The sequence below is a fragment of the Imperialibacter sp. genome (genome assembly GCF_048007035.1).
Classification (GTDB): domain Bacteria; phylum Bacteroidota; class Bacteroidia; order Cytophagales; family Cyclobacteriaceae; genus Imperialibacter.
In genome coordinates this window covers 3,948,888-3,973,842 of record NZ_CP180355.1, presented here as the reverse complement: position 1 = coordinate 3,973,842, position 24,955 = coordinate 3,948,888, and the positions used below count along the sequence as shown (strand labels likewise).

General features: G+C 49.0%; 22 protein-coding genes. 19 read left to right on the top strand and 3 right to left on the bottom strand.

The window, feature by feature from the left end:
• Positions 1-29 precede the first annotated feature (29 nt).
• Positions 30-2,417: a TonB-dependent receptor gene (locus tag ACMVP2_RS17140; protein ID WP_416864350.1), complete on the bottom strand. Its 2,388-nt coding sequence runs from the start codon at positions 2,415-2,417 to the stop codon at positions 30-32.
• Between the two features lie 442 nt (positions 2,418-2,859).
• On the opposite strand from ACMVP2_RS17140, the gene ACMVP2_RS17135 reads away from it, so the two are divergent.
• The 3 genes from ACMVP2_RS17135 to ACMVP2_RS17125 are packed head-to-tail and all read left to right on the top strand — an operon-like array spanning position 2,860 to position 4,863.
• Positions 2,860-3,495 carry a hypothetical protein gene (locus ACMVP2_RS17135; protein ID WP_416864349.1) on the top strand — a complete coding sequence of 212 codons (636 nt, stop codon included), beginning with the start codon at positions 2,860-2,862 and terminating at the stop codon, positions 3,493-3,495.
• Positions 3,496-3,501: 6 nt separating this feature from the next.
• Entirely contained in the window at positions 3,502-4,053 is a 552-nt protein-coding gene (locus tag ACMVP2_RS17130; protein WP_416864348.1) for a dihydrofolate reductase family protein, read from the top strand.
• A gap of 60 nt (positions 4,054-4,113) precedes the next feature.
• Complete coding sequence (locus tag ACMVP2_RS17125; RefSeq protein WP_416864347.1) at positions 4,114-4,863, top strand: CPBP family intramembrane glutamic endopeptidase; 750 nt, start codon at positions 4,114-4,116, stop codon at positions 4,861-4,863.
• A 126-nt stretch (positions 4,864-4,989) separates the two neighbouring features.
• Here ACMVP2_RS17125 and ACMVP2_RS17120 read toward each other — a convergent pair whose 3' ends face one another.
• Entirely contained in the window at positions 4,990-6,423 is a 1,434-nt protein-coding gene (locus ACMVP2_RS17120; RefSeq protein WP_339787277.1) for an ATP-binding protein, read from the bottom strand.
• A 265-nt stretch (positions 6,424-6,688) separates the two neighbouring features.
• Here ACMVP2_RS17120 and ACMVP2_RS17115 point away from each other — a divergent pair, with 265 nt between their 5' ends.
• The 6 genes from ACMVP2_RS17115 to ACMVP2_RS17090 all read left to right on the top strand — a co-directional run bounded on the left by ACMVP2_RS17115 (position 6,689) and on the right by ACMVP2_RS17090 (position 11,617).
• Positions 6,689-6,970, top strand: coding sequence for a type II toxin-antitoxin system RelE/ParE family toxin (locus tag ACMVP2_RS17115; protein ID WP_339787280.1), 282 nt, complete (start codon positions 6,689-6,691; stop codon positions 6,968-6,970).
• Positions 6,970-7,287, top strand: a complete 318-nt coding sequence (locus ACMVP2_RS17110) for a HigA family addiction module antitoxin (protein WP_339787283.1) — start codon at positions 6,970-6,972, stop codon at positions 7,285-7,287. Before ACMVP2_RS17115 ends, ACMVP2_RS17110 begins: the two co-directional genes overlap by 1 nt.
• Positions 7,288-7,476: 189 nt before the next feature.
• Entirely contained in the window at positions 7,477-8,826 is a 1,350-nt protein-coding gene (locus ACMVP2_RS17105) for a DEAD/DEAH box helicase (protein ID WP_339787286.1), read from the top strand.
• Positions 8,827-9,119: 293 nt separating this feature from the next.
• Positions 9,120-10,652 (top strand): sulfatase, encoded by a 1,533-nt coding sequence (locus ACMVP2_RS17100; protein WP_416864346.1) that lies wholly within the window; start codon positions 9,120-9,122, stop codon positions 10,650-10,652.
• A gap of 16 nt (positions 10,653-10,668) precedes the next feature.
• Positions 10,669-10,938 carry a DUF3303 domain-containing protein gene (locus ACMVP2_RS17095; RefSeq protein WP_339787292.1) on the top strand — a complete coding sequence of 90 codons (270 nt, stop codon included), beginning with the start codon at positions 10,669-10,671 and terminating at the stop codon, positions 10,936-10,938.
• Positions 10,939-11,146: 208 nt separating this feature from the next.
• Positions 11,147-11,617, top strand: coding sequence for a DUF6265 family protein (locus ACMVP2_RS17090; RefSeq protein ID WP_339787295.1), 471 nt, complete (start codon positions 11,147-11,149; stop codon positions 11,615-11,617).
• 211 nt (positions 11,618-11,828) lie between these two features.
• On the opposite strand, the gene ACMVP2_RS17085 is transcribed toward ACMVP2_RS17090, so the two are convergent.
• Positions 11,829-12,875 carry a potassium channel protein gene (locus ACMVP2_RS17085; protein ID WP_339787298.1) on the bottom strand — a complete coding sequence of 349 codons (1,047 nt, stop codon included), beginning with the start codon at positions 12,873-12,875 and terminating at the stop codon, positions 11,829-11,831.
• 201 nt (positions 12,876-13,076) lie between these two features.
• Here ACMVP2_RS17085 and ACMVP2_RS17080 point away from each other — a divergent pair, with 201 nt between their 5' ends.
• The 10 genes from ACMVP2_RS17080 (at position 13,077) to ACMVP2_RS17035 (ending at position 24,850) form a co-directional block, all read left to right on the top strand.
• Positions 13,077-13,598, top strand: coding sequence for a DUF3124 domain-containing protein (locus ACMVP2_RS17080; protein WP_416864345.1), 522 nt, complete (start codon positions 13,077-13,079; stop codon positions 13,596-13,598).
• A 185-nt stretch (positions 13,599-13,783) separates the two neighbouring features.
• A complete protein-coding gene (locus tag ACMVP2_RS17075) occupies positions 13,784-15,523 on the top strand; it encodes a hypothetical protein (protein WP_416864344.1) in 1,740 nt (579 codons plus the stop codon).
• A gap of 163 nt (positions 15,524-15,686) precedes the next feature.
• A complete protein-coding gene (locus tag ACMVP2_RS17070) occupies positions 15,687-18,194 on the top strand; it encodes a CehA/McbA family metallohydrolase (protein WP_416864343.1) in 2,508 nt (835 codons plus the stop codon).
• Between the two features lie 133 nt (positions 18,195-18,327).
• The gene (locus ACMVP2_RS17065; protein WP_416864342.1) at positions 18,328-19,590 is read left to right on the top strand and encodes an aspartate aminotransferase family protein; all 1,263 of its coding nucleotides are present in this window, start codon (positions 18,328-18,330) and stop codon (positions 19,588-19,590) included.
• A gap of 3 nt (positions 19,591-19,593) precedes the next feature.
• The gene (locus ACMVP2_RS17060; RefSeq protein WP_416864341.1) at positions 19,594-20,292 is read left to right on the top strand and encodes a CoA transferase subunit A; all 699 of its coding nucleotides are present in this window, start codon (positions 19,594-19,596) and stop codon (positions 20,290-20,292) included.
• Positions 20,271-20,921, top strand: a complete 651-nt coding sequence (locus ACMVP2_RS17055) for a 3-oxoacid CoA-transferase subunit B (protein ID WP_416864340.1) — start codon at positions 20,271-20,273, stop codon at positions 20,919-20,921. Before ACMVP2_RS17060 ends, ACMVP2_RS17055 begins: the two co-directional genes overlap by 22 nt.
• Positions 20,914-22,188, top strand: a complete 1,275-nt coding sequence (locus tag ACMVP2_RS17050) for a peptidase (RefSeq protein WP_416864339.1) — start codon at positions 20,914-20,916, stop codon at positions 22,186-22,188. The genes ACMVP2_RS17055 and ACMVP2_RS17050 overlap by 8 nt, the downstream gene beginning before the upstream one ends.
• Before the next feature lie 4 nt (positions 22,189-22,192).
• Positions 22,193-23,026 carry a putative beta-lysine N-acetyltransferase gene (ablB, locus tag ACMVP2_RS17045; RefSeq protein WP_339787315.1) on the top strand — a complete coding sequence of 278 codons (834 nt, stop codon included), beginning with the start codon at positions 22,193-22,195 and terminating at the stop codon, positions 23,024-23,026.
• Between the two features lie 112 nt (positions 23,027-23,138).
• Positions 23,139-23,519, top strand: coding sequence for an ester cyclase (locus ACMVP2_RS17040; protein WP_416864338.1), 381 nt, complete (start codon positions 23,139-23,141; stop codon positions 23,517-23,519).
• 89 nt (positions 23,520-23,608) lie between these two features.
• Positions 23,609-24,850, top strand: coding sequence for a DUF711 family protein (locus ACMVP2_RS17035; protein ID WP_416864337.1), 1,242 nt, complete (start codon positions 23,609-23,611; stop codon positions 24,848-24,850).
• The last annotated feature ends 105 nt before the right edge of the window (positions 24,851-24,955 follow it).

Below are 24,955 nucleotides of genomic sequence, written 5' to 3'. Positions count from 1 at the left end.
TTTTGATTATTTGTGTTTGTTGAAAATGATTAAAGTGTATACCTGAGTTTCAGGTAGAATGCCCGTCCGGGTTTCTGCAAATAGTATTTGTCGTACAGCCTGGCGTTGGCCAGGTTCCTGCATTCCAGCGAAATATTGTATTTGCTCTCTCTGAGGCTTAGAGACAGTTCCACGTCGTGGGAAGCCTGCTGCGGAATGATTTTCTTTGTGTCCATGGAGCCCAGCTCAGCCCAGCTCAGGAAATACTTCTGAACGAAATTGAAATAGTAATTCGCATTCAACGAAGACCCCTTGCCTGCCACGTTTTGAAATGTTAAACCTGCAAAGGCATGTCCGAAAAAATAAGGGGTGTTGGGCAGCCGGTAGCCCTTTTGGAAATTCCTTTGGTAGCCAGTGTTGGTGTAAGACTCATTGTACACCGAGTCAGCCTGGTCGGTGATGTCCTGAAAAGTGATATTACCTCCTACTCTCAACAACTTTTTCCACTGGTAGCTCACACTGCCTTCCATACCCAGCACCCTCGTTTGGGCCAGGTTGTCGTAATACGTTTCCGGGCTGGCCACTCTCACCACCTGGTAGATCAGGTCCTTCGACTCCCGATAAACGAAACTGCTCTCAAGGGTGAGTTGGCTGTGGCGCTTGAGTGTGAACTGGTAGGCCGCTCCCAGGTTCAGGTTGTCGCTCTGCTCTGGCCCCAGGTCGGGATTGGGCTGCACAAACAAGCCATCTCCAAAAATCTCTGTTGCCCAGGGCATGCGGTAGGTGTGCTCGTAGGAAGCTTTCAGTTGGAGCCTGGGCAGCAAGAAATAAGTGCTGGCCAGTCCATAACCCAGGTTTTGCTTTTTGCTCTCGATGGGCTCAGTACGCTGGGTAGACAGCCCAAAGTCGAACTGCTTACTCGTCACCGCTTTCAGCAGGTAAAACTTACCAAACACGGTGGTGCTCCACTTTTCGCTGGCGTCGAATTTGTAAGCCAGTCCCATCACCTGCTTGTTGATGGCCTTTGGAAACTGATTTTCGATTCTGTCAGGGTTTTCTCTGTCAAACACCTCTCTTTCGAAGTGAGAAAAAGAATGGTTGAATGCCAGTGAATGTTGGGTATTGATGATATAACCGGCGTTGACCTGGCTATTGAACTCACCGTCGGTCAGCGTGGTAAAAGTCCGTGACAACTCGCCATCGTTGGAATTGGGAGTATAGGTGGTGTCGCCCAGCCAGTTGTAAGTTACTCCTCTCAACGTGTCAATCACCTGGCTTTTTGTAGCATTAAAAGCACTATTCAAGCTTAGGTTAAATCCTTTTATCAGCAGGTTTTCCTTGCTGTATTTCAGCGAGGGAATAACCGATTGGCTGTTTCTTACGATACCTCCATACACGCTGTTCATCGTGGCTCCCGTCTGCACTTCCTTGTCGTTGCCCGATACCATCATTCCCAGCAGCAGGTTGTCGGCATAGGGCTTATTGACGACCCCAGCTTCCAGCTTCACCACACCCGAGCGGTACTGGTCGTGGAACCTTCTCACATTAGCCGAATCCACAATGTTGTTCCCCTCCTTTACCGGCACCCACACCCGGTAGCTGTTGTCGGAGTAGTTGACATTGGCATTTGCCCTTACGGTAAATCCATTTTGTGGATGCGTATAAGCGCCATTCAGCGACACCAAATGCGTATTGAACGACCCCAGAGAATAGGAAGCATCAATAAAGTTGTGGCGCTTGTTCGATACAATGTTCACTGCACCACCCAGGGCATCGGTACCCAGCCACACCGGCACCACACCTTTGTAAACCTCTATGCGTTCTATGGTATTGACGGGGATGTTATTCAGGCTGAGTGAGGAGCCATAGTTGTCCATAGGGATGCCGTCCAGGAAGAACTTTACCTGATCGCCGGAAAAGCCGTTGAGTGTAAAGCTCAGGTTGGAGCCAACGCCGCCGTCTTCCCTGGCCCTCACTCCAGGCACACGGTTGAGCACCTCTTTGGCATTGGAAGTGCTGTTGTATAAATTCTTCGTACTTATTACAGACACCGCATAGGGCAGCTCACGAACCTCGGTGCTTTCCGATTTCCCCATTATCTCCAAATTGTCAAGCTCATAGCTGGCCTCCTCAAGCGTGATATCAATCCTCAAACGTTGACCAGCCGCCAATCTCACCTCTTTCTCAAATCCCTCAAACCCCAACATATGAGCCTGAAGCACATAAGACCCGGCAGCAATATGGGCGATTTCGAAACTGCCATCCACACTTGTTACAGTCCCCGTGGTGGTACCTTTCAATAACACATTGGCTCCTGCCAGCTCTTCACCGGACGCAGAGATGACCTTCCCTGCAATGGTGGCATGACCTTCGGAAGCCTGGCCCCACGCTGCCTGTGTGCAACAAGCTAACATCCATACAAGTACCAGCCTCGTCATCCTTGTTTTGTCTTATTGTTATTTAGACTTATTACAAATAATGGCAAATGTAGGAGACAAACCCGAAACACGAAAATGATAGGAACTAATTGTGGGAATTATTTTCCCGGTTCATGATTTGCGGAAAATGAGATGTTTCAATGGTCTTTGGCTGGCGAAAAGGGAAATGCGGTGATCAGCGCAAGTTAGACCACATCTTGAAAAACATCCCAACGACGGCATTGGTGTTCTTTTACATGTACTTGTGTGCATCTCCGCACATTAACTTATCTGCATTTCTATTTCTTCCTGACAGCGTCGGTGTCTTCACCAGTCACAGCCCTGGACAGATTTTGCCAGAAAAATGAAACCCGAGCGCAAAGAATGTTTATTTTAGTTACATGAAAGCCACCTGTCGGATGAACCGCTAGCATTGGCATTCTTGCAACTTACCCGCTATGTCATGAAAGCTGTAAAGTATTTTTTCTCTGCCGTCTGTTATCTTTTATTGACTTCCGCTATTGCGCAGCCTAAGAGCTTTGAACTCAGTAACCCTGACGCCATCATGCTCAACGATCAGGCTTTAGCTACTTTGACCGGTGGCTACTGGAGGGTATTTGAAGATGCCACCGAGAACAAAGGCCACACACTTCCCTCGCCAATGAATGTTTCGCTGAGCTATTATCCCAACGGAAAGTTTTTCTACAATGGATTCTTCGGTAGCTGGAAAGTGATCGACGACAAGTATATCGAGCATACGTTTGACGACAAGGGCGATCAGGACAAGCTTAACTTTGGGGGAATCTTTTCGCTGACTGAACTGAGCAGCACCTCACTCACGCTCACCAAGCTCCTCACAACCACGCATGACATGAAGCGGACGTTGCAAGCGAAGTCCTCCACAGTTTTGACTAAGTCACGCCAGCTGAGCAATGGCCTTCCCTATATGTACGAGGGCAAACTTGACCAGGAAACCGTCGACTCGCTCAGCATGATGAGTGCTGAAGAGCTTTTTAATGCTGGCTTTACCCTTAGCAGCAACAGTATTCATATTTTCTCCACAGACTCCATTTATGTGATACGGCTAAAGGCCAAATAGAAAGCAATGACCACCACCCCGTCCAAAGTCACCCTACACATGGTTTCCAGCCTCGATGGGTTTATTGCCAGAAAGGACAATGACGTTTCGTGGATTGAAACACCTGATAATTACGAAAAGGGCGTTACCCTTACCGACGAGCAGATCACATCCTTTCTTGCAGGCATCGACTGCTATGTAATGGGTGCCAAAACCTATGAACACGCCCTGGCACTGGGCTGGCCCTACGGCGATAAACCGGTAGTTGTGCTCACCAGACGACCACTGAAGTCCGCAAGGGTGAATGTCACCTTTTATGCAGGCGACCTTGAAAAGTTGGTCACTGAGCGGCTGAAGCCCGCCTACAAAAACATCTGGGTAGTAGGTGGCGCTGCCATAGCCAAAGACTTCCTACGGGCCAGGCTGGTTGACGAAATTATAGTGACCGTGAAATCTATACTATTAGGGGAAGGACTCCTGTTTTTTGATTCCATAGGCGTGGAGCAGCCCCTGCACCTCAAGGACGTCACTGCTTATGAGAATGGCATGGTGGAGCTTTGGTATGAGGTGAGGAAGTAACCTGGTAACCAAAGCTGGCTCGGTAGCGTCAGACGGAGAGTGACCATCATCCTGTATCGAATGGAAAAAAAGGAAATTATCATCTTCTCTACTGCTACCATTGTCCTCAGCTCGCTTGTATGCCTTATTGCCCATCAATTGAGTAATCCTGGCCTCTCTATACTATCTATTTTCACACCCTCAATCGTAGCGCTAACCATGACCGCCGCAGCAACGGGTAAAAAAGGATTAATGGAATTGTTTGTCAAACAAACCGTGAAGAAAATGGCCACCAAATGGCTTCTCCTTTCATTGTTCGGAATTCCGGCCGTGGCCTCGCTAGCCATCCTCACCTCCCTGAACTTCGACCTCTCCGGGTTTCATTTGCGAACGACTCAGCTGCTGCCGCAGGTCGTCGTGATCATATTGATTGCCATCGGAGAGGAATATGGCTGGAGGGGATATTTGCTCCCCAGGTTGATGAAAAAAACGAACGTGCTGTACGCAAGCATCGTCCTCGGCTTGATCTGGGGACTTTGGCATTTTCCAGCCTATCTCATCGGCGCAGGTGTACCCCAGCAGATGAATTTCTCTGTGTTTCTATTATGGGTTGTTTTGGGAACGCTCTTTATGGGCTGGCTCTACTACTACACCAAAAGTGTGCTCACGTCCATACTTACTCACATTAGTGCCAATGCGGCTTTCAATTACCTGTTAATTCTGCCTGAGTTTACCGGGAGCACCAACACTTTCTGGTTACTGATCGGCTATATGTCGGTGTTGATGGCGGTCGTTTACGCCGTTGGGAGAAAAGACTTGATAAAAAACTAGCTGCCTTGCCCCCGCTCTTCGGAATTTGCAATTCCGAAGCTCAATCATATGGTGTGTGAGCCGACCAAAACACTCCAACCAGTTTGGAATCCCCTCGTGGCACTTCAAATCCATGAGCGCCAGGTTTTACCCACCCTTCATTTTCAAAGTATTCTTACCTACAGTATAAGCATAAGTGGCTGCAGGAAAATAGTGCAGATTAACTCCCTCAAGCTCTTTGCTCCCTTCCTTATCGATGGTGGTCACCAGCACATGCTTCAGGCCGTTTTCGGCACTGAACTTCAGCAGACTTTTCAAGGCTCTGGGCTTTTCGAAGTACCTGTTCGACCACTTCACCTCCAGCGCCCACTGCGGCTCAAACTTAGCCTCCGACAGAGCAACCAAATCCACTTCTCCATTTTGCCACCTGGCATACCACGGAGTGAACCAATCACGGTGCATCCATTGGGCATAAATCGCCGTTTCTACCATGTTGCCGATCAAATCGTCGGTGGCGGACATAGGCGAGAACAAAGCCGCCCGAAGGGACGGGTTGGTCAGATACATTTTAAAAAAGTTATCCCGTTGAAACCGTTTGGCGTCCTGCCCTACTCTTTTGACCGTCTTGATCAAAAACGCAGACTCCAAATACTCGACATAGGCCTTGATCGTCTGCTTCTTGACACCTCCCGATTCTTTACTCAGCGTCTCCAGCGAAAACTCGTTGCCAGTATTGTATGCAATGGTGGTAAACAGTGAATTCAACTCCTGCACATCCCGAATACCATACAAACTTGGTAAATCCCTCAGCAGCACCTTGTCGATCACATCCTGCCTGATAAACCGCCCCGGGTTGGCCTGAATCTTCTCCGAAAAAATGACTTCCGGGTAGCCTCCAAAATTCATGTAGTCAATAAAATGTTTATTGAGCTCCTCAATATGGGTGGTAGAATAGAAGTCAATATCAGCCCCCCGCCAGGCTACCTTTGAAGGCCTGATTAAATTTTCCAGCCCTTTCAAATGGATGTACTCGTTGAAGGTGAGCGGTGGAAGCAGAAAATCGGTAAACCGGCCCGCCCCACTTTCCAAACTCTTGTACTTTAAGGCCGCAGCCGCTGAGCCCGATGCTATGAATTTGCATGTCCGGTAGCTATCAACCAGCGACTTGAGGTGACCCTCCCAGTTTTTCAGGTATTGAACCTCGTCGAAGAACACATAAAGACCAGACAGTTCTTCCTGGCCAGCTGCCGTCATGGCGTAATGCAGCATTTGCTCCAGCCCTACATTCAGATAAACAGGGCTTTCCACTGTAATAAAGATGATCTTGTTGGCGGGAACACCTGAAGCAATCAAATCTTGCACGGTATGATACAGCATGACTGTTTTTCCCACCCGCCTTGGCCCCATCAATATCAGGGCCCTGCGCACCTCCGTTTCGTAGGCCAGCGTTTTGAACAGGCCGAAATACAGCCTCCTGGGCATCTCGTTATAGAAATCCTCGATCGCCCCGGTGACCCACCACGGGTTCTCAAACTTAAGGCGTTCTACGATTTGCTTCTCCGATACAGACTGTAAAGTCATACTATTCTCTTTATTTTAACCAAATAAGAATGTTATAATCATCTTATTTACAATAATAATCATAAATAAGGTGATTTTCGAATATTTCAATACTTAAAAATATAAAATGGCAGGCAAGCCAATTGGCGGAACCGAAGACCTATGGTAGGGTCTGTGAACCGGATAAAAAACACTTTCTTTTTATTGAAGGTCCAATGGAGATCAAAAAGTACTACTCATTTAAATTTTTTACTTACCTTTAACGTTAGTAACGTAATGCATTAGTATGATACTAAGCTTTGGCTCCAAAGAAACCGAGAAAGTTTGGTTCGGGGAACGAGTCAAAAAATGGCCGCTTGACATTCAAACAAGCGGAAGAAGAAAGCTAAGGATGCTCAACAACTCACAGAACCTTGCAGACCTTCGGATACCTCCTTCCAATCGGCTGGAGAAACTTAGCGGCAATTTAAAAGACTACTACAGTATCAGGATAAACGACCAATGGCGGATCATTTTCAATTGGGCAGATGGAAACGCCACACAGGTTGAAATTATAGACTATCACTAATGATGAATACAACAGAAAAACTACCCAATATTCACCCCGGAGAGGTGCTGGCAGAAGAGTTTCTGTCGCCTTTGGGCATTAGTGCCTATAAACTCTCCAAAGACATTCAGGTTCCTCAAACCCGGATCAGTGAGATCCTGAAAGGAAACCGCCGAATTACCGCAGACACAGCCTTGCGACTGAGCAGATACTTTGGCACCACCGCCAAGTTTTGGCTCGGACTGCAGGACGACTATGACCTGGAGGAAGAAACGGCTAACATTTCAGGTGAATTGCTATCTATCAAACGGGCTGTAGCAACTACAGACTCTTTATGATGCATTTCCCTCGGGCGAGTATCCGCTTTTGTTAATACTGAAAAGTCAAACAGCGCTTGAACCATTGGTGAAATCCGACCGGAGAGGCGAAGCCCTAACTTATAGCCCAAGAACAACACTCCCTCCCCCATTTTTTTACCTCGCCAATACTCCCGACTTTTGCAGTTCGTTTGATAAGTCGCACAACCCATGAATTCCTTCAGAGAACTCAACCTGTCCAATCCGCTCCTCAACGCCCTCGATGACCTGGGCTTTACCCAGCCTACCCCCATTCAGGAGAAGGCGTTTCCTGTCGTCCTCTCGGGCAAAAATGTAGTAGGCATCGCACAAACCGGTACGGGCAAAACCCTGGCCTACATGCTACCCCTGCTGCGGGAGCTGAAGTTTTCGAAGCAGGTGCATCCCCGTATCTTAATCCTCGTGCCCACCAGAGAGCTGGTGCTGCAGGTGGTGGAGCAGATAAACACCTACGCCAAATACATGAACGTGCGGGTGATGGGCGTATACGGCGGCACCAATATCAAAACACAGGCGCTGGCTGTAGCCCAGGGCATGGACATCCTGGTGGCCACCCCCGGCCGCATCTACGACCTGGCCATCAGCAAGGCCGTGCAGCTCAAAGAAATCAAAAAGCTGGTGATCGACGAAGTGGACGTGATGCTCGACCTGGGCTTCCGCTTTCAGCTTACCAACCTGTTTGAGCTCATCCCCGAACGGCGCCAAAACATAATGTTTTCCGCCACTATGACTGAAGACGTAGAAGAGCTCATCAACGACAGCTTCATTGCACCGGTCAAAATATCTATTGCCATCAGCGGTGCCCGCCTCGAAACCATCGAGCAAACAGCCTACCGGGTACCCAACTTCCACACCAAGGCCAACCTGCTAAGTCACCTGCTGCGGGACAAAGATACCTTTCAGAAGGTGCTGGTGTTCGTTACCGGCAAAAAGAACGCAGACCTCCTCTACGACCTGCTAGAAGACCCCTACGCACCGGAAATGGGCATCATCCACACCGATAAGTCGCAGAACAACCGGGTCAAGGCCATTGAGGACTTCGACAGCGGTAAAAACCGCATCCTTATTGCTACTGATGTGATGGCACGTGGGTTGGACCTGGCCACCGTGAGCCATGTGGTGAGCTTCGACACGCCCAACTTCCCGGAAAACTATATCCACCGCATTGGCCGTACCGGCCGGATGGAAGAAAAAGGCAACGCCATCCTTTTCTTCACCGACAGAGAAGAAGAACATAAGCTGGCTATTGAGGTGCTGATGCTGCATGAGATACCGCTACTGAAAATGCCGGAAGGTATTGAAATTTCGCACCAGCTGTTGCCCGAAGAAAGGGCCAAAAGCGGCGACAACAAGAACCCACACCGGAATGCCAAGAAAGACCTGGCCGGGCCGAGCTTCCATGAAAAAATAGCGAAGAACAAAAAGGTGAACCTGGGCGGTTCCTACAAAAGGGAGATTGTGCTGAAATACACAAAGCCCAAGACCCGGGGAGATAAGTTTAAGAATAATAAGAGGAAGTAGTCAGCAACGGTTGTTTACTCACAACCCTCCAAGGGTTTGTCTTGTGAGCGAAATAGAAAGTCATATCTGGTGCGACTATATGAAAGTGAACCCTTGGAGGGTTTAACGTGGGAGGCTCCTACAAACTACGGTTAGTCTTCTTTAGTCGGGCGCCAGGCGAAAGTGAACCCTCGGAGGGTTTCAACAGAGTCTCCTGAATGCATTTGCTCCAAAAGAAGGATGCCGCAGGGTAGCAACTAGAGGGATTTTTCATAACTTAATCGCTGTAGTTGAACCTCTAATCTACTTACCCTGTGAAACAAGTCTTCTCTTCATTCAAGATCCTGGTTATCCTCCTCATTATCGGCTGCACGCCAGAATCGCAGCCAGCCAAAGAGGTGCCTGTGGTTAAGCAACCCAATGTCCTCTTCCTGATTGCCGACGACTGGTCGTACCCACACGCTGGTATTTACGGCGACCCGGTGGTGCGCACCCCTACCTTCGACCGGATAGCCACGGAAGGTGCCTTGTTTCAAAATGCTTATACGGCAGCGCCCAGCTGCTCGCCATCGAGGGCAGCGATATTAACTGGTCGCTTTCCGCACCAGCTGGAGTCGGCAGGTAACCTGTGGTCGGTGTTTCCGAAAAAATTTGCTAACTGGGTCATCATTCTTGGGGAAAATGGGTACTTCACAGGCAAAATCAGAAAAGGCTGGGGGCCCGGTGATTTCAAAGCAGGCGGCTATACCGACAACCCAGCCGGAAAAGACTTTGCCTCCTTTGAGGAATTTTTTGCGCAGAAGCCTGCTGGCGCCCCGTTCTCCTTTTGGTTTGGCAGTACCGACCCACATCGGGACTACGTGCCTAACACGGGTATTCAAACAGGCATGTCGCTGGACGACGTCATTGTGCCAGCATTTCTGCCCGACCTGCCCTGCGTGAGAAACGACATCCTCGATTACTATTTCGAGGTGGAGCGGTTCGACAGGGAAAGTGGCCGCATCCTGAAAATGCTGGAAGAAGCTGGCGAGCTCGACAATACCATTGTGGTGATGACGAGCGACAACGGCATGCCGTTTCCGAGAGCCAAAGCAAATTTGTATGAATATGGGGCCCATATGCCCTTAGCGATGCGCTTTCCCTCCAAAATAGCTGAGGGAACGGTGGTAACGGAGTTCACGAACGCTGTGGATTTTGCCCCCACCTTCGTGGAAGCTGCTGGATTAGACGCCAGCATGTTCACAACAGGGAGTAGCTTGTGGCCACTGTTGGCTGGTACTGACAGCAAGGACAGAAGCCGGGGATTTTCGGAAAGGGAGCGCCATGCCAACGTGCGGGCTGGCGACCTCAGCTACCCCAGCCGCAGCGTGAGAACGGAGCAATACCTTTACATCAAAAACTTCATGCCAGACAGGTGGCCTGCGGGTGATCCAACTACTCATCAATCGGTCGGGCAATATGGCGACGTAGACAATTCCATCACCAAATACCTGATCATGGCTATGGAGGGCAAGGCGGCGGAAGCCAACCCAGACTACTTCAGCCTGACCTTTGCGAAGCGGCAGCCGGAAGAGCTCTACGACATCAAAAAAGATCCATTCCAACTGCACAATCTGGCCCTTGACCCGGAGTACCGATCGACCATCAGCAGCCTGCAGGCTGACCTTCAGCAGTGGATGGAGTCCACCGGCGACTTGAGAGCCACAGATCCGCAGACAATCTACTGGGATACCGTCCTTTACACGCCCAATTACCAGTTCCATGATTTTGACCTGGCTGAAGGCATCGACGGCTACGCCATAGCGCCTCCGTTTACTAAAGAGGAGATACCCTGCCTGGACGAATGATAATAGAAGACAAAAAATGAACTATATGATTGTTGAAAGGTTCCGGCCTGGGAAGGTGAAGGAACTCTACAAAAGGTTTGACGAAAAAGGCAGGCTGATGCCTGAAGGTGTCACTTACATCAATAGCTGGATTGACGAAAAAGTAGAGGTATGCTTCCAACTGATGGAAGCTGAATCGATGGAAAAACTACAGGCATGGATGGACGCATGGAGCGACCTTTGCGAGTTTGAGGTCTTCCCCGTTATATCATCCCCTGACGCCAAGCAAAAGGCCCTTTCAAGCTAACAGCTTTTACACTGGCTTAACGTGTCAGCCATCATCAGAGTATATAAGGCTGTGCAAATGGCAATCGTTGCGTCGCTGCGTTCCTTTTTCCTTGGGAGTGTGGTGAAAATGGAAGCTGGCGGAAAGCACTAAAAAAATAAATCCTACATTTCGTCCATTCGCCAGGCGTTGTGTTGTCTACACTTCAAAACCTTTAATGAAACAAGCAATGAAAGCAATTATCACTTCGGTTATCTGCCTTTTCTTTCTCACGCCTTACGTTTCCGCAGGCAATGAACCGGCACCTTTCGACATCAACGACTATGCCTGGCTTGCCGGCCGATGGACGGGCGATGGTTTTGGCGGTACCTCGGAAGAAATATGGTCGCCACCCTCTGCTGACGGCACTATGATGGGCGTGTACCGGCACCACAATGCGGACGGAAGCCTCAACTTCTACGAGTTTATGGTGCTGGACAAAACGGGGCTCCGCCTCAAGCACTTTACGCCTCAGTTGGTTGGTTGGGAAACAAAAGAAAACTACGTCACTTTTGAAATGGTCGGGTTTAGCAAAAACAAAATTGAGCTGAAAGGCCTTTCGTTTGAGCGGAAATCAACCAATGAAATGGAGATACGGCTGAGATTAAGAAATGGAGACAAGGTGGAAACGGAAACTTTTCAAATGAAAAGGGCAGACTAATCCTAACGTGAGTTCGATATAAAAATGTAACAAAACATCACCGAGGGGCGTCATTGCGGAAATTTTCTTCAGATATTTTTCTCATCTGAAGAAAATTATCCGCAATCTCCGCCACAAGACATTTGAGATTCCGGATAAATAATGGCCCATTTGAATTTTAGGCCAATATTTTCCGGAATGACGGCATTTTTATATCGAACTCACGTTAATCCTACACTTTCTCGTACTTCAACTGCGTGTACTGATCAAAGAATTTCTTCAGTATAATATTGGAGCCCAAAACTATCAGGTAGTCATCTTCACCTATAAAAGTGTCGGCGGAGGGGCCTGGGATAAGCCCTTTGACATTATCCTTTACGCCCACAACAATGACACCCGTGGCTGCAGAAATATTTAGTTCCCGGAGCGTTTTGTCCTTGAACTCCGGCTTCAGGTCGTCGTAGCCAACTTCCTCCAGGTGATAGCTCATGCCCGACACGCCATTGAGCAGATTTAGAAACTCAATAACGATAGGTTTAGTCACCAGCTGCGCCATGAACATGCCACCGAGCAAATCGGGCAAAATGACATTATTAGCCCCAGCCCGGTAAAGTTTATTCTCCGTTTCTATATTGGAAGCTCTCGTAATGATCCTGATTTTTTCATTCATCGCCCTGGCTGTCAGAGTAATGAACACATTGGATGCGTCGTCGGGCGTGGTAATGATAATGGCCCTGGCCCTGTCTATGCCCACCGTGGTGAGGTTATCATCTTCGGTGGCATCGCCAATGAACAATTTCATCGCATCAGGAATAATGTTGACCATGTTGGGATCTTTTTCGATCACAACAAATTGCTCCCCGCTCTTTTGAAGTTCTTCACACGACCGGGCTCCATTTCTGCCATAGCCACAGACAATTACGTGGTTCTTTAATTTGTTTATTTCCATACCCGAGCGATAGCTTTTAACAATTGATTTCAATTTCCCTTCAAATATGTAGCTGGATATAACAGAAACCACATAGGCAAAAATACCCAGATTCAATAAAATATAGATAGAGGTGAACACCCTGCCTGCTGCACTCAACTCCTTTACCTCCGTGAAGCCAACGGTGCCCACCGTGATGATGGTCATATAGAGGGCATTCACAAAATCTAGTTCTTCGATCACCGTGAAACCGACTAAACCCACACCCAAACTGAAAAGGAAAAGGAAGAACGAAATGATGAGATTCCTAAGCTGCTTGTTTACATGATTGATGGTCTTCAGTTCTGACATCTGTGATTGAGCCTCCAAATAGTTCTCGGAAATTAGAGAAATTTGTGGAAGGAATAAAGCTGACGAGATTTTGGCAGAGAATACTTTTTGCTAGCCAATCAATATTGACCGTGGAGCATGGCTTTAGTCAATTGTTCTGTAAATTGACTCTCAAACGAAACCAGGCAATTCATGGGCATTTCAAATCGGGCAACATCACCAATGAAGACATTTGCACGCCACCTGCTGCTGGCAGCGACTTTAAGTGTTGCACTTTTCGCCTGCAAGGAACCTGAGCCAACAAGTTCGGTGAAACCTGTAAACTGGAAAGAAAGGTTCATCGAACTGAATGAGTCCGACTCCCTGGTTACAGGATCAACCTACCTGTCGGTTTACTCACAAATCTACAGCCGGTCGGAAAGCCGAACCCACGATCTGACGTCCACCATCAGTATGCGGAATACCAGTCTGACCGATTCCATCTACATGCTGAAGGCCGACTATTACAACACGCACGGCGAGCTACTAAGAACATACTTCAAAAATCCGATATTCATCAGCCCGATGGAAACGATAGAAATAGTGATTGATGAAGTAGACAATGAGGGAGGCACTGGCGCCAACTTCATCTTCGAGTGGGCAGTAAGAGATGAAACTCACAAGCCACTGTTCGAAGCGGTGATGATATCAACCTCTGGCCAGCAAGGCATCTCTTTTACTACGCAAGGGGTAAGCATTGAGTAACAAAAGCAAGGGCAATTTGCAGGTGTTCGCCAGTATCTTCCGAAAACTTTTTACCAGACATATTCCTACAAACACCTGCCTGTCAGTTATGTGGCGAAAAAAAAATTTGCTCCTGGCCCTCCTGCCAGATACAAGTGATGCTGTAATCATCTAAATTACATTCATCAAACCTAACTTTTTCATTTATGAAGTTTCCCATAGTTTTCAGGATCTATGCGGTTCTTAACCTGCTGATTTTTTTCGGGTTGGCTTTGCAATCAGTTTTGGTCTTCCTGCAACCAGGCTTCGCCACTTTCTGGTGGGCATTGGCCAGCTGCTTCACATGCGTTTGGTTTTTGATTTCCAGCCTTATGTGGATGACCGGCTCACGAAAGTCGTATGCAGTGCTCTACCTGACCGCCCTTGCTGGATTGCTGACCTCTGCATCTATTCTTTACCAGGGTCTGGCCGTTTTTGAGTACGTTGGCAAGAGTGATTTCCTTGTTATGTTTGCTTATGCCCTCTTATTTTTCGTTTACTCGTTGCTTTTGTTTGCCACAACCTTTTTCAAATCAGTGAAGGCTTGGGCTGGCGAACTCAATTCCCCAAAACCGGCATTTGAGGGTGTTACTACCGGGATGTTTGCGGGCGTTGCCATAGTAATTTCCCTGGGATACATCTACGTAGATAAGACATACCTGAGAGACACTTATGTCGATAATTCAAATAATTACTACGGACCGGTTGGAGGCTGCACCACCGTCCACCTCAATGCGCTTACGGAGTTTGACCATATTAAAATAAGCGCTGAATACAATACACCGGGCAGGGTGATTGTGTCCTTCGCCGATAGGTATGACGCAGTTGACCTTAGTGAATACTTTCGGTCTGACACCATTATGCTGGAGGAAAAAGATGGTTACCTCTACGCTTCCTTTCCCGCTGTGTGGGCCAGGAAAATGGTGTTTTGTCAAGACCAGGTCTATCTCACCACGGCAGATATTGAACTCCGCCATAGTATTGCTTTTTTTGATATCGACCGGAGTTCAGAAAGATTCTTTTTACGAGATGGCCTCCCCGTCCCCCAATTAACCGGGGCGGAAGAAGAAGAATATTATGAGGAAGAGTACTACGACGGCGACGATATGGCAGAGGCTCCTGCTATAGAGTTTTACGAAGAGACCGGGCCGAAAACACTTGATGAAGCACACCGGACTCGGTTCCTGACTTCGATGCTTGACTGGTTTGTTGCTGTTATTTTGCCTGGTGAAGAGTCTTTTTATTTTAACACCTCATCAGAAGAACTAACCATCAACGGAACCAATATGGGCGTTTACGCTCATTTCGCCACGCTTTTTCGCTCAAGCCTTCCCGATGGTATTCGCCAATATCTCAAAGCGGAAGATGGCAATGCTGACTCCTACTCGCTGCAAAGGGCCGTGTCCGAAGCATCGGGGTTCAACCTTTACCAGACGACTGGAGACATGAACGACCTGCCCTTCAGCAGGCTTAATCCTAACTTCGTGAGCTGGATGGGCAACAACCTCGTCCCAGAACCAAACCAACAGTTTTTTGGAGAGGAAGCCGGAAAAATTTACAGGGTATCCTTCAGGCGAATGGTTTGGATGCTGGCTACCAGCTACGAGTATCTGTCCGATGGCAATAAATGGGAGAGCGAGGCTTTGGCTTACAAAAATGCCATGCAATCCGAGGGCTTCTACGGTCCTGGCTACCTCTACGACCGCTACGCCACTCAGGACTTGAAAAATAGTGTTTTTTCTAAGTACTATGAGGAATTTTCCACGAACGACAATGACTACTATTACTTCACAGAGGAGATAGCCATCGGCTTTTGGCTGCGTCGCAGGTTGGACGGCACTGACGATGAGATGTCGCAATTTTTGACCAAACTACTGGAGAAACTCGACAGCTATACCTGGGGCTAAATCAAATCCCCGGGAAGCCTGGCATTATCGGAGTTCCATTTAGGACGAAGTCGCTTCTAACAACCGTGCAAAATGCAACTGTTGGTGGTCAGATTTGATAGCCAAAGCAGCCTCTCCAATCAAACATCTTTGAAACCACAGCCTTTTTTCCGAACTAGTAAGAATGGAAAAACGCCTGTATCTCCTTTTGCTATTTGGTCTGCTTTCATTCTCTCCTCTATTGGCGCAAAGGCCATGGGTGTTGGACCAAATCGACATCCCCCACCCTTACTATTACCGGGAAATGTATGTGCCGCAGCTCACCACAGGCCCCTCTTCTGCCACCTGGTCGCCCGATGGCACCAGCCTGATCTACTCCATGGCTGGCAGCTTGTGGCGGCAAAAAATAAATGAAACCACTGCCACACAAATCACAGACGGGCCTGGCTACGACTACCAGCCCGACTGGTCGCCCGATGGAAATAGTGTCGTGTTTGTGCGGTACGATAACGGTGCCATGGAGCTCCACCTGCTGGATTTGTCAACCGGCAAAACCACCCAACTGACGGAGGGCGGCGCAGTCAATATCGACCCTCGCTTTTCACCCGACGGCAACAGCATTGCTTTTGTTTCCACAAAGGATACTGGCAACTTCCGCATTTGGATTGGTAGCTTGAACAACAATACACTGGCAGCCAAACCGCTTTCACCGGAGCGCACCACCGCCATTCCCCGCTACTACTACGGCCAGCCCGATCATCAGCTAAGCCCCTCCTGGTCGCCCGATGGCAAATCGCTGGTGTTCGTCACCAACCCCGATGTGCTGCATGGCTCTGGCAATATTTACCGCACCCAGGTGGATAACTACAACCCCGTTTTGCTAAGGGAGGAAGAAACGAACTGGCGTGCCAGCCCCGACTGGTCGCCTGACGGCAAGCGCATTATTTACTCGTCTTACCTCGGCCAGCAGTGGCACCAGCTCTGGATGACTCCGGCCGATGAAAAAGGCTACCCCATTGCCATGGGATACGGCGATTTCGACGCCACTCATGCCCGATGGTCACCCGACGGAAGCAAGATCGCCTACATAAGCAACGAACACGGCAACACGGAGTTCTACCTGATGGATTGGCTTACCAGCAAAAAGTGGCCATTGCAAATAAGTGAAAAGAAATACATCCACCCAACAGCAACTATCATCATCAGAACGTACGACGATAGTAAGCAGCCGACACCTGCCCGCCTGACGGTAAGGGTTGGTGACAAAAGCTATGCACCAGATGATGCATGGATGCATGGCAACGAGGTTTTTAACCGGGAGGCGCAAAAATTCGAGACCTACTATTTCCATTCTCCAGGAGAAGTGAAAGTGACGATACCAGTTGGTGAGGTAAAAATTACCGCATGGAAAGGCTTCCGAAAAGCAAATGATACGAGCGTTGTGGCAAAGGCAGGCGAGGAAAAAGAGGTTGCTTTTTCATGGGCTCCCTCCACCATTCCGTCGTACCACGGCACCTGGAAGTCAGCCGACGTGCATGTGCATATGAACTACGGTGGGCATTACCGCAATACGCCAGCACACCTGGCCTTGCAGGCTAAAGCGGAAGACCTGGATATTGTGTACAACCTTGTGGTGAACAAAGAACAGCGCATTCCGGATATTGAGTATTTTTCTGTGGATCCTGACAATGCTTCAGACGAACAGACCCTCATCATGCATGGCCAGGAGTACCACACCAGCTTTTGGGGGCATACGGGCTTGCTGGGCATGACGTCCAATTATCTTCTTCCAGGCTATGTTGGTTACACACACACCGGCGCCGAAAGTCCTTATCCTTCCAACACTGTAGTAGCCGACATCACACATGACCAAAACGGCATTGTAGGCTATGTCCATCCTTTCGAAACGGAGCCTGATCTCTCCCAACCCACGAGCTTTTCCTTGCCTGTAGATGTGGCCTTGGGCAAAGTGGACTACTATGAGGCGGTAGGGTATAGCGATCATCATATCTCAGCCGGGGTATGGTACAAGCTGATGAACTGTGGCTTTCGACTGGCTCCTGTTGGCGGCACCGACGCCATGGCCAACTACGCATCGTTACGAGGGCCTGTTGGACTGACAAGAGCGTTTGTGAAAATGGAAGAGGGTGATGAACGGCCACTGCACGAGAAATTCATTGAAGGCGTAAAAAAAGGGAAAACTTTTGCCAGCAATGGGCCCCTCCTTGGGTTTATTCTTGATAACCAGGGCCCTGGCGGAGACATAGCGCTTGCAAAAAAAGGCAAGCTCAGCTACAAAGGCTTTGTTCGCTCCTCGGTGCCTATCGACAAGCTGGAGATCATTCAGAATGGGAAGGTGGTCAAAACTATTGCGCTCAGCGGCGACCGTACCACTGCTGATTTCACAGGAACCCTGAATATTACTACTAGTTCGTGGGTGCTTCTCCGAGCTCATAGCGCACCCAATCCTGAAGTCCTCGATATTTATCCGTATGCCACTACCAATGCGGTGTTTGTAAACGTAGGTGGGCAACCCATACATTCGGCTGAAGACGCTGATTACTTTCTCACCTGGATTGATCGGATTGAAGAAGCAGCGGCGGCCGTCACTACGTGGAATACGGAAGTTGAAAAAACCAGGGTAGTGATCGATATCAAAGAGGCTAGAAAGATATTTGAAGGGCGTAAGTGACATAAGGAAAGCTTTAAAATCTTCCTCACTACCCTGACCCTAAAGGGAATCAGAAGATTTTTAAGCTAATTTTAGATGACGATTCTTAAAACCAGCCACGACGTCGACTTTCTACAGAATCAATTGCTGCAAAGTGCACAACATACAACCCAACCTGAACAAGACGTACCTCAAGGCAACGAGTGCCAAAGGCGTCTACATTTACGATGAAAACGGCAAGGCCTACCTCGATGGGTCTTCCGGAGCGGTGACTTGCTCACTGGGCCATTCCCACGAAAAGCTCCTGCCCTTTATCAAAAAGCAATTAGACAAACTCCAGTTTGTGTATCGGTCGCAGTTCGCCTCGGAAGAAGCGGAGCAACTGGCCACAAGGCTTTACGAGCTATCGCCTGACAGGTCTCTGACGCACAGCTTTTTTGTCAACAGTGGTACCGAAGCTATTGAAACAGCTATGAAAATCGCCATTCAGTACTGGCAGGAAAAAGGTAAGCCTGAAAAGACACACTTTATCACCCGGAAGAAAAGCTACCACGGCATCACCATGGGGGCACTTTCCTTATCGGGCCATGCCCTGAGAAGGCAGCGGTTTGAAGGCATGCTGGAGAAATACCCTGCTTTGTCGGCTGACCTGGAAAACGACTCACTGGAGGATCAGGTAGCCGAATTTGAAAAAGCAATCGACATGATCGGCGCTTCAAAGATTGCTGCCTTTGTGGCCGAGCCTATGGTGGGAGCGGCCGGCACTGCCCTGGCACCGGTAAACGAATACTATGCCTGCTTCAAAGCAGTCTGCGACAAACATGAGATTTTGTTCATCGCCGATGAGGTAATGACAGGCCTGGGAAGAACCGGAACTTGGTTTGGCATGGAGCACTGGGGCACTCAGGCCGACATCGTTGCCGTTGGAAAAAGCCTGGGAGCCGGCTATGCACCCATAGCTGCCACTTTGATGACCGACAAGGTTCTTGCGCCGATAAAAAAAGGAAGCGGGCTCATCATGAGTGGCCACACCTACAGCGGGCATCCGCTTTCCTGTGCCACTGCCCTCAAAGTGCTGGATATCGTAGAAGAAGACGACCTGCTGGACAATGTAAATAAGAAAGGTGCTTACATTAAATCCGCCCTTTACGACCTGCAAAAGAAGTATCCTGTCATACAAATTGTGCGGGGCAAAGGGTTGATGATGGGGCTTGAACTGGATTCAACGATAAAAGGATTGCAAGCAAAACTGGTTGAGCGCTGCTACCAAAACGGCCTGCTGATTTACCCGGCTGTGGGAGGAAAAGAAGGAACGGATGAGAACGGCGTGTTGATTTCACCACCGTTCATCATCAACAAAAGCGAAGCCGATGAACTCCTCGGCAAGCTGGAGCAATCACTAAAAGAATGTAGCTAACCTATGCACCTATTCGATAAAGTTACAGACTATGCCACCGCCAAATCAGCTTTTTTTGACGGGATGACCCTGCTCTTTGGTGGGTTTGGTGGTGTAGGCACGCCGCCCGGCCTGATCGACAGCCTCATAGACTCAGGAGTGAAAGACGTGAAGCTCATCGGCAACGATGCAGGCTTCCCCTGGATCGGCATTGGCAAGTTCGTTTGCCTGGAGCGAGCCACTCACCTGCTGGCCTCACATATTGGCTCCAACCCCACAGCGGGCGACTTGATGAACCAAGGCAAATTAAAGGTAGAGTTTTCGCCACAAGGCATTTTGGTGGAGCGGATACGATCAGGTGGTGTGGGACTAAATGGCTTTTTAACAGAACTCAGCAAAGGAACTCAGCTGGAATACGACAAACCAAAAGTGAACATTGGTGACAAAGAATACATTTACGAGGCGCCTATTACAGCTGATGTTGGGATTGTTTACGCTAAGAAAGCTGACACATTTGGGAATTTGATCTTTGATAAAACAGCCCGAAACACAAACCCCTATGTGGCCATGGCCAGCAAGGTGACTATTGTGGAAGCAGACGAAATTGTGCCCATGGGAGAGCTTGATCCGGAGGAGATTGTGGTGCCGGGAATTTATGTAAAATACATCGTGCAATCGAAAGGCTATAACTGGAAATGGGTATGGGAGACGCAAGACAAATAATAGCCAAAAGAGCAGCCCTGGAAGTCAAGGATGGCATGATCGTGAACCTTGGCATTGGCATTCCCTCCATGGTGCCCAACTATCTTGGCAAAGACATGAGGGTCTTTTTTCAGGCGGAAAATGGGATTCTGGGCATGGGGCCAACCCCCAAAGAAAATGCTGATGGCAACCTGAGCAATGCCGCCGGGCTGCCGGTGACTATCCTACCCGGTGCCAGCTACTTCGACAGCGCCATTGCCTTTGGCATGATCCGCAGAGGCTGCATTGACCTGTCCATTCTTGGAGCGCTACAGGTAAACGCCAAAGGCGACCTGGCCAACTGGATCGTGCCTGGCAAAAGAGTGCCCGGCGTTGGTGGTGCCATGGAGTTGGCTTATGGAGCAAAAAACCTCATCGCAGTGATGAACCACTGCGCCAAAGACGGAAAACCAAAAATTGTCAATGAGTGCTCCCTTCCGGTAACGACCTACCACTGCGTAAAGAAAATCATCACCGAGATGGCTGTGTTTTCCATCGTCGATCAGCAGCTGTACCTCGATGAGCTGATGCCAGGCTGCACATTAGCCGACGTGAAAAACAATACCGAAGCCGACTTTTCCTTCTCCACCAACTTCAAAGCCCATGACTGACCTTCAAAAGACGTTGGAAGCCTACATCGATGAACACGCCGATGAAGCTATCTCCTACCTACAGCAATTGATTCAGCAGCCCAGCGTGCAAACCAACGAGCGGGGCGTGCAGGAAATAGTGATCGAAAAACTAAACAGACTGGGCCTTGAAGTAGACATTTGGGACCCTGTTTATGAGGAGCTTGCCAAAAGTCCCTACTTCGTGGCTTCCCGTGACACTTATGTGGGCAGTCCCAATGTGGTGGGCGTGCTGAAAGGACAGGGGGGTGGAAAATCAATCATCTACAACGGTCACATTGACGTGGTGCCGGAAGGGGACCGAAGTAAATGGACGGACGATCCATTTTCAGGTAAGATCGAAAATGGCAAAATGTATGGCCGTGGCACCACCGACATGAAGGGCGGAAACGTGGCGCTGCTACTGGCCATTGAAGCTGTGATCAAAAGCGGCACCAGACTAAAGGGCGATGTGATCTTTCATTCAGTCATCGAAGAAGAATCAGGGGGAGTGGGCACGCTGGCAGCAGTGCTTCGTGGTTATACTGCCGATGCCGCCATTATTCCTGAGCCCACCAACATGAAGCTCTTTATCAAGCAGCAGGGCTCCATGTGGTTTCGGGTTACGGTAGAAGGGCGTTCTGCCCACGGCGGCACACGCTACGAGGGCGTGTCGGCCATTGAGCAGGCCATCAAAGTCCACCAGAGCATTTTGGCACTGGAGAAAAAACGCAATGCCTCCATTGACGATCCGTTATACAGCCACATTCCTATCCCGCTCCCCATCAATGTGGGGTCGATCAAAGGCGGCTCCTGGCCATCTTCCGTACCCGACCTGGTAACAATGGAAGGCCGCATGGGTGTGGGGCCGCACGAAAATATGCAGGAGGTAAAAAAAGAACTGATTGACCACTTAGCCAACCTTTGTGCTGCTGACGACTGGCTGAAGGACCATCCAGTGAAGGTAGAATTCTTTGGAGCGCAATGGGTGCCCAATGCGGTGGAAACTGATCACCCATTCGCAGAACTAATGAAAGAGAACTTTGAGGCGATCTATGAGCGTAAACTAAAAATAGAAGCCTCACCCTGGGGCACGGATGCCGGGCTGCTGGGAAAGGTTGGGAACATACCTTCGCTAGTGATCGGGCCGGGCGAAACAAAAATGGCTCATTACCCCAACGAGTTTATAGAAATAAAAGAAGTGATACAGGCGGCAAAGCTTTTCGCACTTACCCTTACATCGTGGTGTGGGGTGGCATCAACTGACTAAAAAAGTGATCACGGAAATAAAGAATGACATATCTGCCATCAGCCTCTACTCTGATGCTTTCAATAAAAGAATCAGGATCGACGACTATTCCGGCGATGCTCATGGGGTATTGGCACTGATAACTGAGTCGACACCAGCATGGGCTGAGAAAATTATCGTCAAATCCCGGAAACGGGAAGTTGCAATTTTTCTATCCGGTGGTTTTATCAGGGAGGCTGAAGTTGCAGGGTATTTCAAAGGGGCAGACATGTTTTTTCTGGTGAAGTATCCAAAGCCAGAAAGAGGGAGCAACCCAGGGCAGCCCGAGGAACGACGCATTGTCGAAAGTATACTGAGCCAGCCAAACACAGCATCTGAAGCAAACACACAAATAGTTTTGCCGGCTACGCCGGAAGACGCAAATGAGCTGGCTGAGCTTTATGCAGAAGTCTTTCAGGTGTATCCAACTGCCCTCAACGACCCAGCCTATGTGAGAAAAACCATGAAGGAGGGCACAAAGTATGTGCTCATCAGGGAACAAAACAGAATTGTAAGCGCCGCATCAGCTGAAATCAACAGACAATACGCCAATGCTGAGCTGACCGACTGCGCCACGCTTCCTGAAGCCCAGGGAAAAGGCCATATTAAGAAGCTGCTTTTAAAACTTGAGAAGCTATTGAAGGCTGAGAATATCCATTGCCTCTATACCATCGCCCGTGCAGAATCCTACGGCATGAACAAAGCTTTCTATCAATTGGGATATACCTACGGAGGCACGCTGATCAACAACTGTGTTATTTACTCAGGCCTGGAGGATATGAATGTTTGGTATAAGGTGGCAGAAAAACCAAAGACATAAAGGCTAGTCACACGCCATCCAGTCGGCATCGCCCCCGTTGTTTGACTACTTAGAATTGTTAGGGCTTTAAAAGTGTTCCCTTTGTAAATCGCATGATGCTTAAATCCACCACATGAATCACTTACAAGAGAACAAACAAAACGCTATCGCTTACTACAAGATGGCCTACGAGGGCAACCCCAGGAAAGCCACGGAGTTATTTGTCGGCTCCCATTACATTCAGCATAATCCTGCCGTGGCAAATGGGCTTAACGGGTTCATTGAGTGCTTTGAGCGAATGCGAGAGCTATATCCGCAAAAGTCGATCGAATTTGTTCGGGCTGTGGCGGAAGGCGACCTGGTAGCGCTCCATACACATCAAATCTGGCCTGGCAACGATCAGTATGTTACAATGGATTTTTTCCGGTTCGATGACAATGGGAAAATTGTTGAGCACTGGGATTCCGTTCAGCAAATTCCGGAAAAGTCGGCCAACCCAAATACCATGTATTGACACAAGCTTCCAGCGCTTGTATTAGCTGATGGCATGAGGTCGAAATGCTTTGTTTAGCTATCTTTAACCTCATTTCCAATATTTAGCCAATGCATAAAATCACCATATCGCTGGTTGCCACTCTTTTCTTCGGCATCTCTTTGAGACTTTCCGCTCAGCCCGCCAACCACCTCTTTAAAATCAGAACCATCACTGCGGGTATTACGGTAAACGACCTTTCCGATACCACCTCGGTGGTCAAAGCGGTTGAATTTCTGAAACAAGCCAGAACCGACTACACAAAAGCAGGCTACGACGTACAAACCATCCGAATTTCCACGCAAAACTTATACGAATACCTGGGAGGCAAAACGCTGGACGAGGCTCTGCCCTTCCTGAAGAAATTTGATGAAATCGCTCAAAGAGATGATGTTTCCTTTGCTATCGGAGCTGTGCTACCACCTAATGAATATAATGCAGCAGTTGCGAGTTGGGCCGCCAAACTCATTGGCCAAACAGAACTCATCAATTTCAGCCTGCCCGTTTCTTCCACAGCCCTGGGCATCCACCGCAACGCTATCAAAGCCGCAGCAGAAATAGTCGTGGCTGTTGCCAAAGTGGGCAAAGGTGGTGAGGGCAATTTTCGGTTCACGGCGTCTGCCAATTGTCCGGCTGGGATTCCGTTCTTTCCGGCAGCGTTCCATTCGGGAGTGAATAGTTTTGCCGTGGGGCTTGAGTACCCGAACCTTTTGACGGATGTGTTCTCGAAATCGACCATGGTCAACGCCAGGCAAAACTTAAAAGCCGAACTGGAAAAGCAGTTCCTTCCAGTGCAGGCACTCGCTACAAGAATATCCTCTACCTACAGCTGGCAATACGACGGCATCGACACCTCTCCAGCCCCAGGGCTTGACGCCAGCATCGGCACCGCCATCGAAACCCTGACCAAGCAGCCTTTCGGCGGACCATCCACGCTGAGTGCCTGCTCCCTGATTACAGATGTAATCAAGAACCTCGACCTGAAAACCTGCGGCTACTCCGGGCTCATGCTGCCAGTGATTGAAGACAAAGTGTTGGCGCAACGAGCCAATGAAGGCAGGTACACCGTGCAGGAGCTTTTGTTATTCTCCTCGGTCTCAGGCACAGGGCTAGACGTAATCCCACTAGCAGGTGCCACTTCACAGGCTACTGTTGAGCGCATCTTTACTGACGTGGCTTCTCTTTCCCTCAAATACACCAACAAAGCCCTGTCAGCCAGGCTGTTCCTTATCCCCGGCAAAAAAGTCGGCGATAAAGTGACCTTCGATAATCCGTATCTGACACCGGCGAAGGTGATGAGGGTGGAGTATTAAGGTTAGATTCGAGTTAGCCCAATTGTTTAAACATCTAGTCCCATGTATCGAAAAGTCTTTGAAATGGCAGAAGTTTGTCAGAAATTGATGCAGACCAAGTAGAGT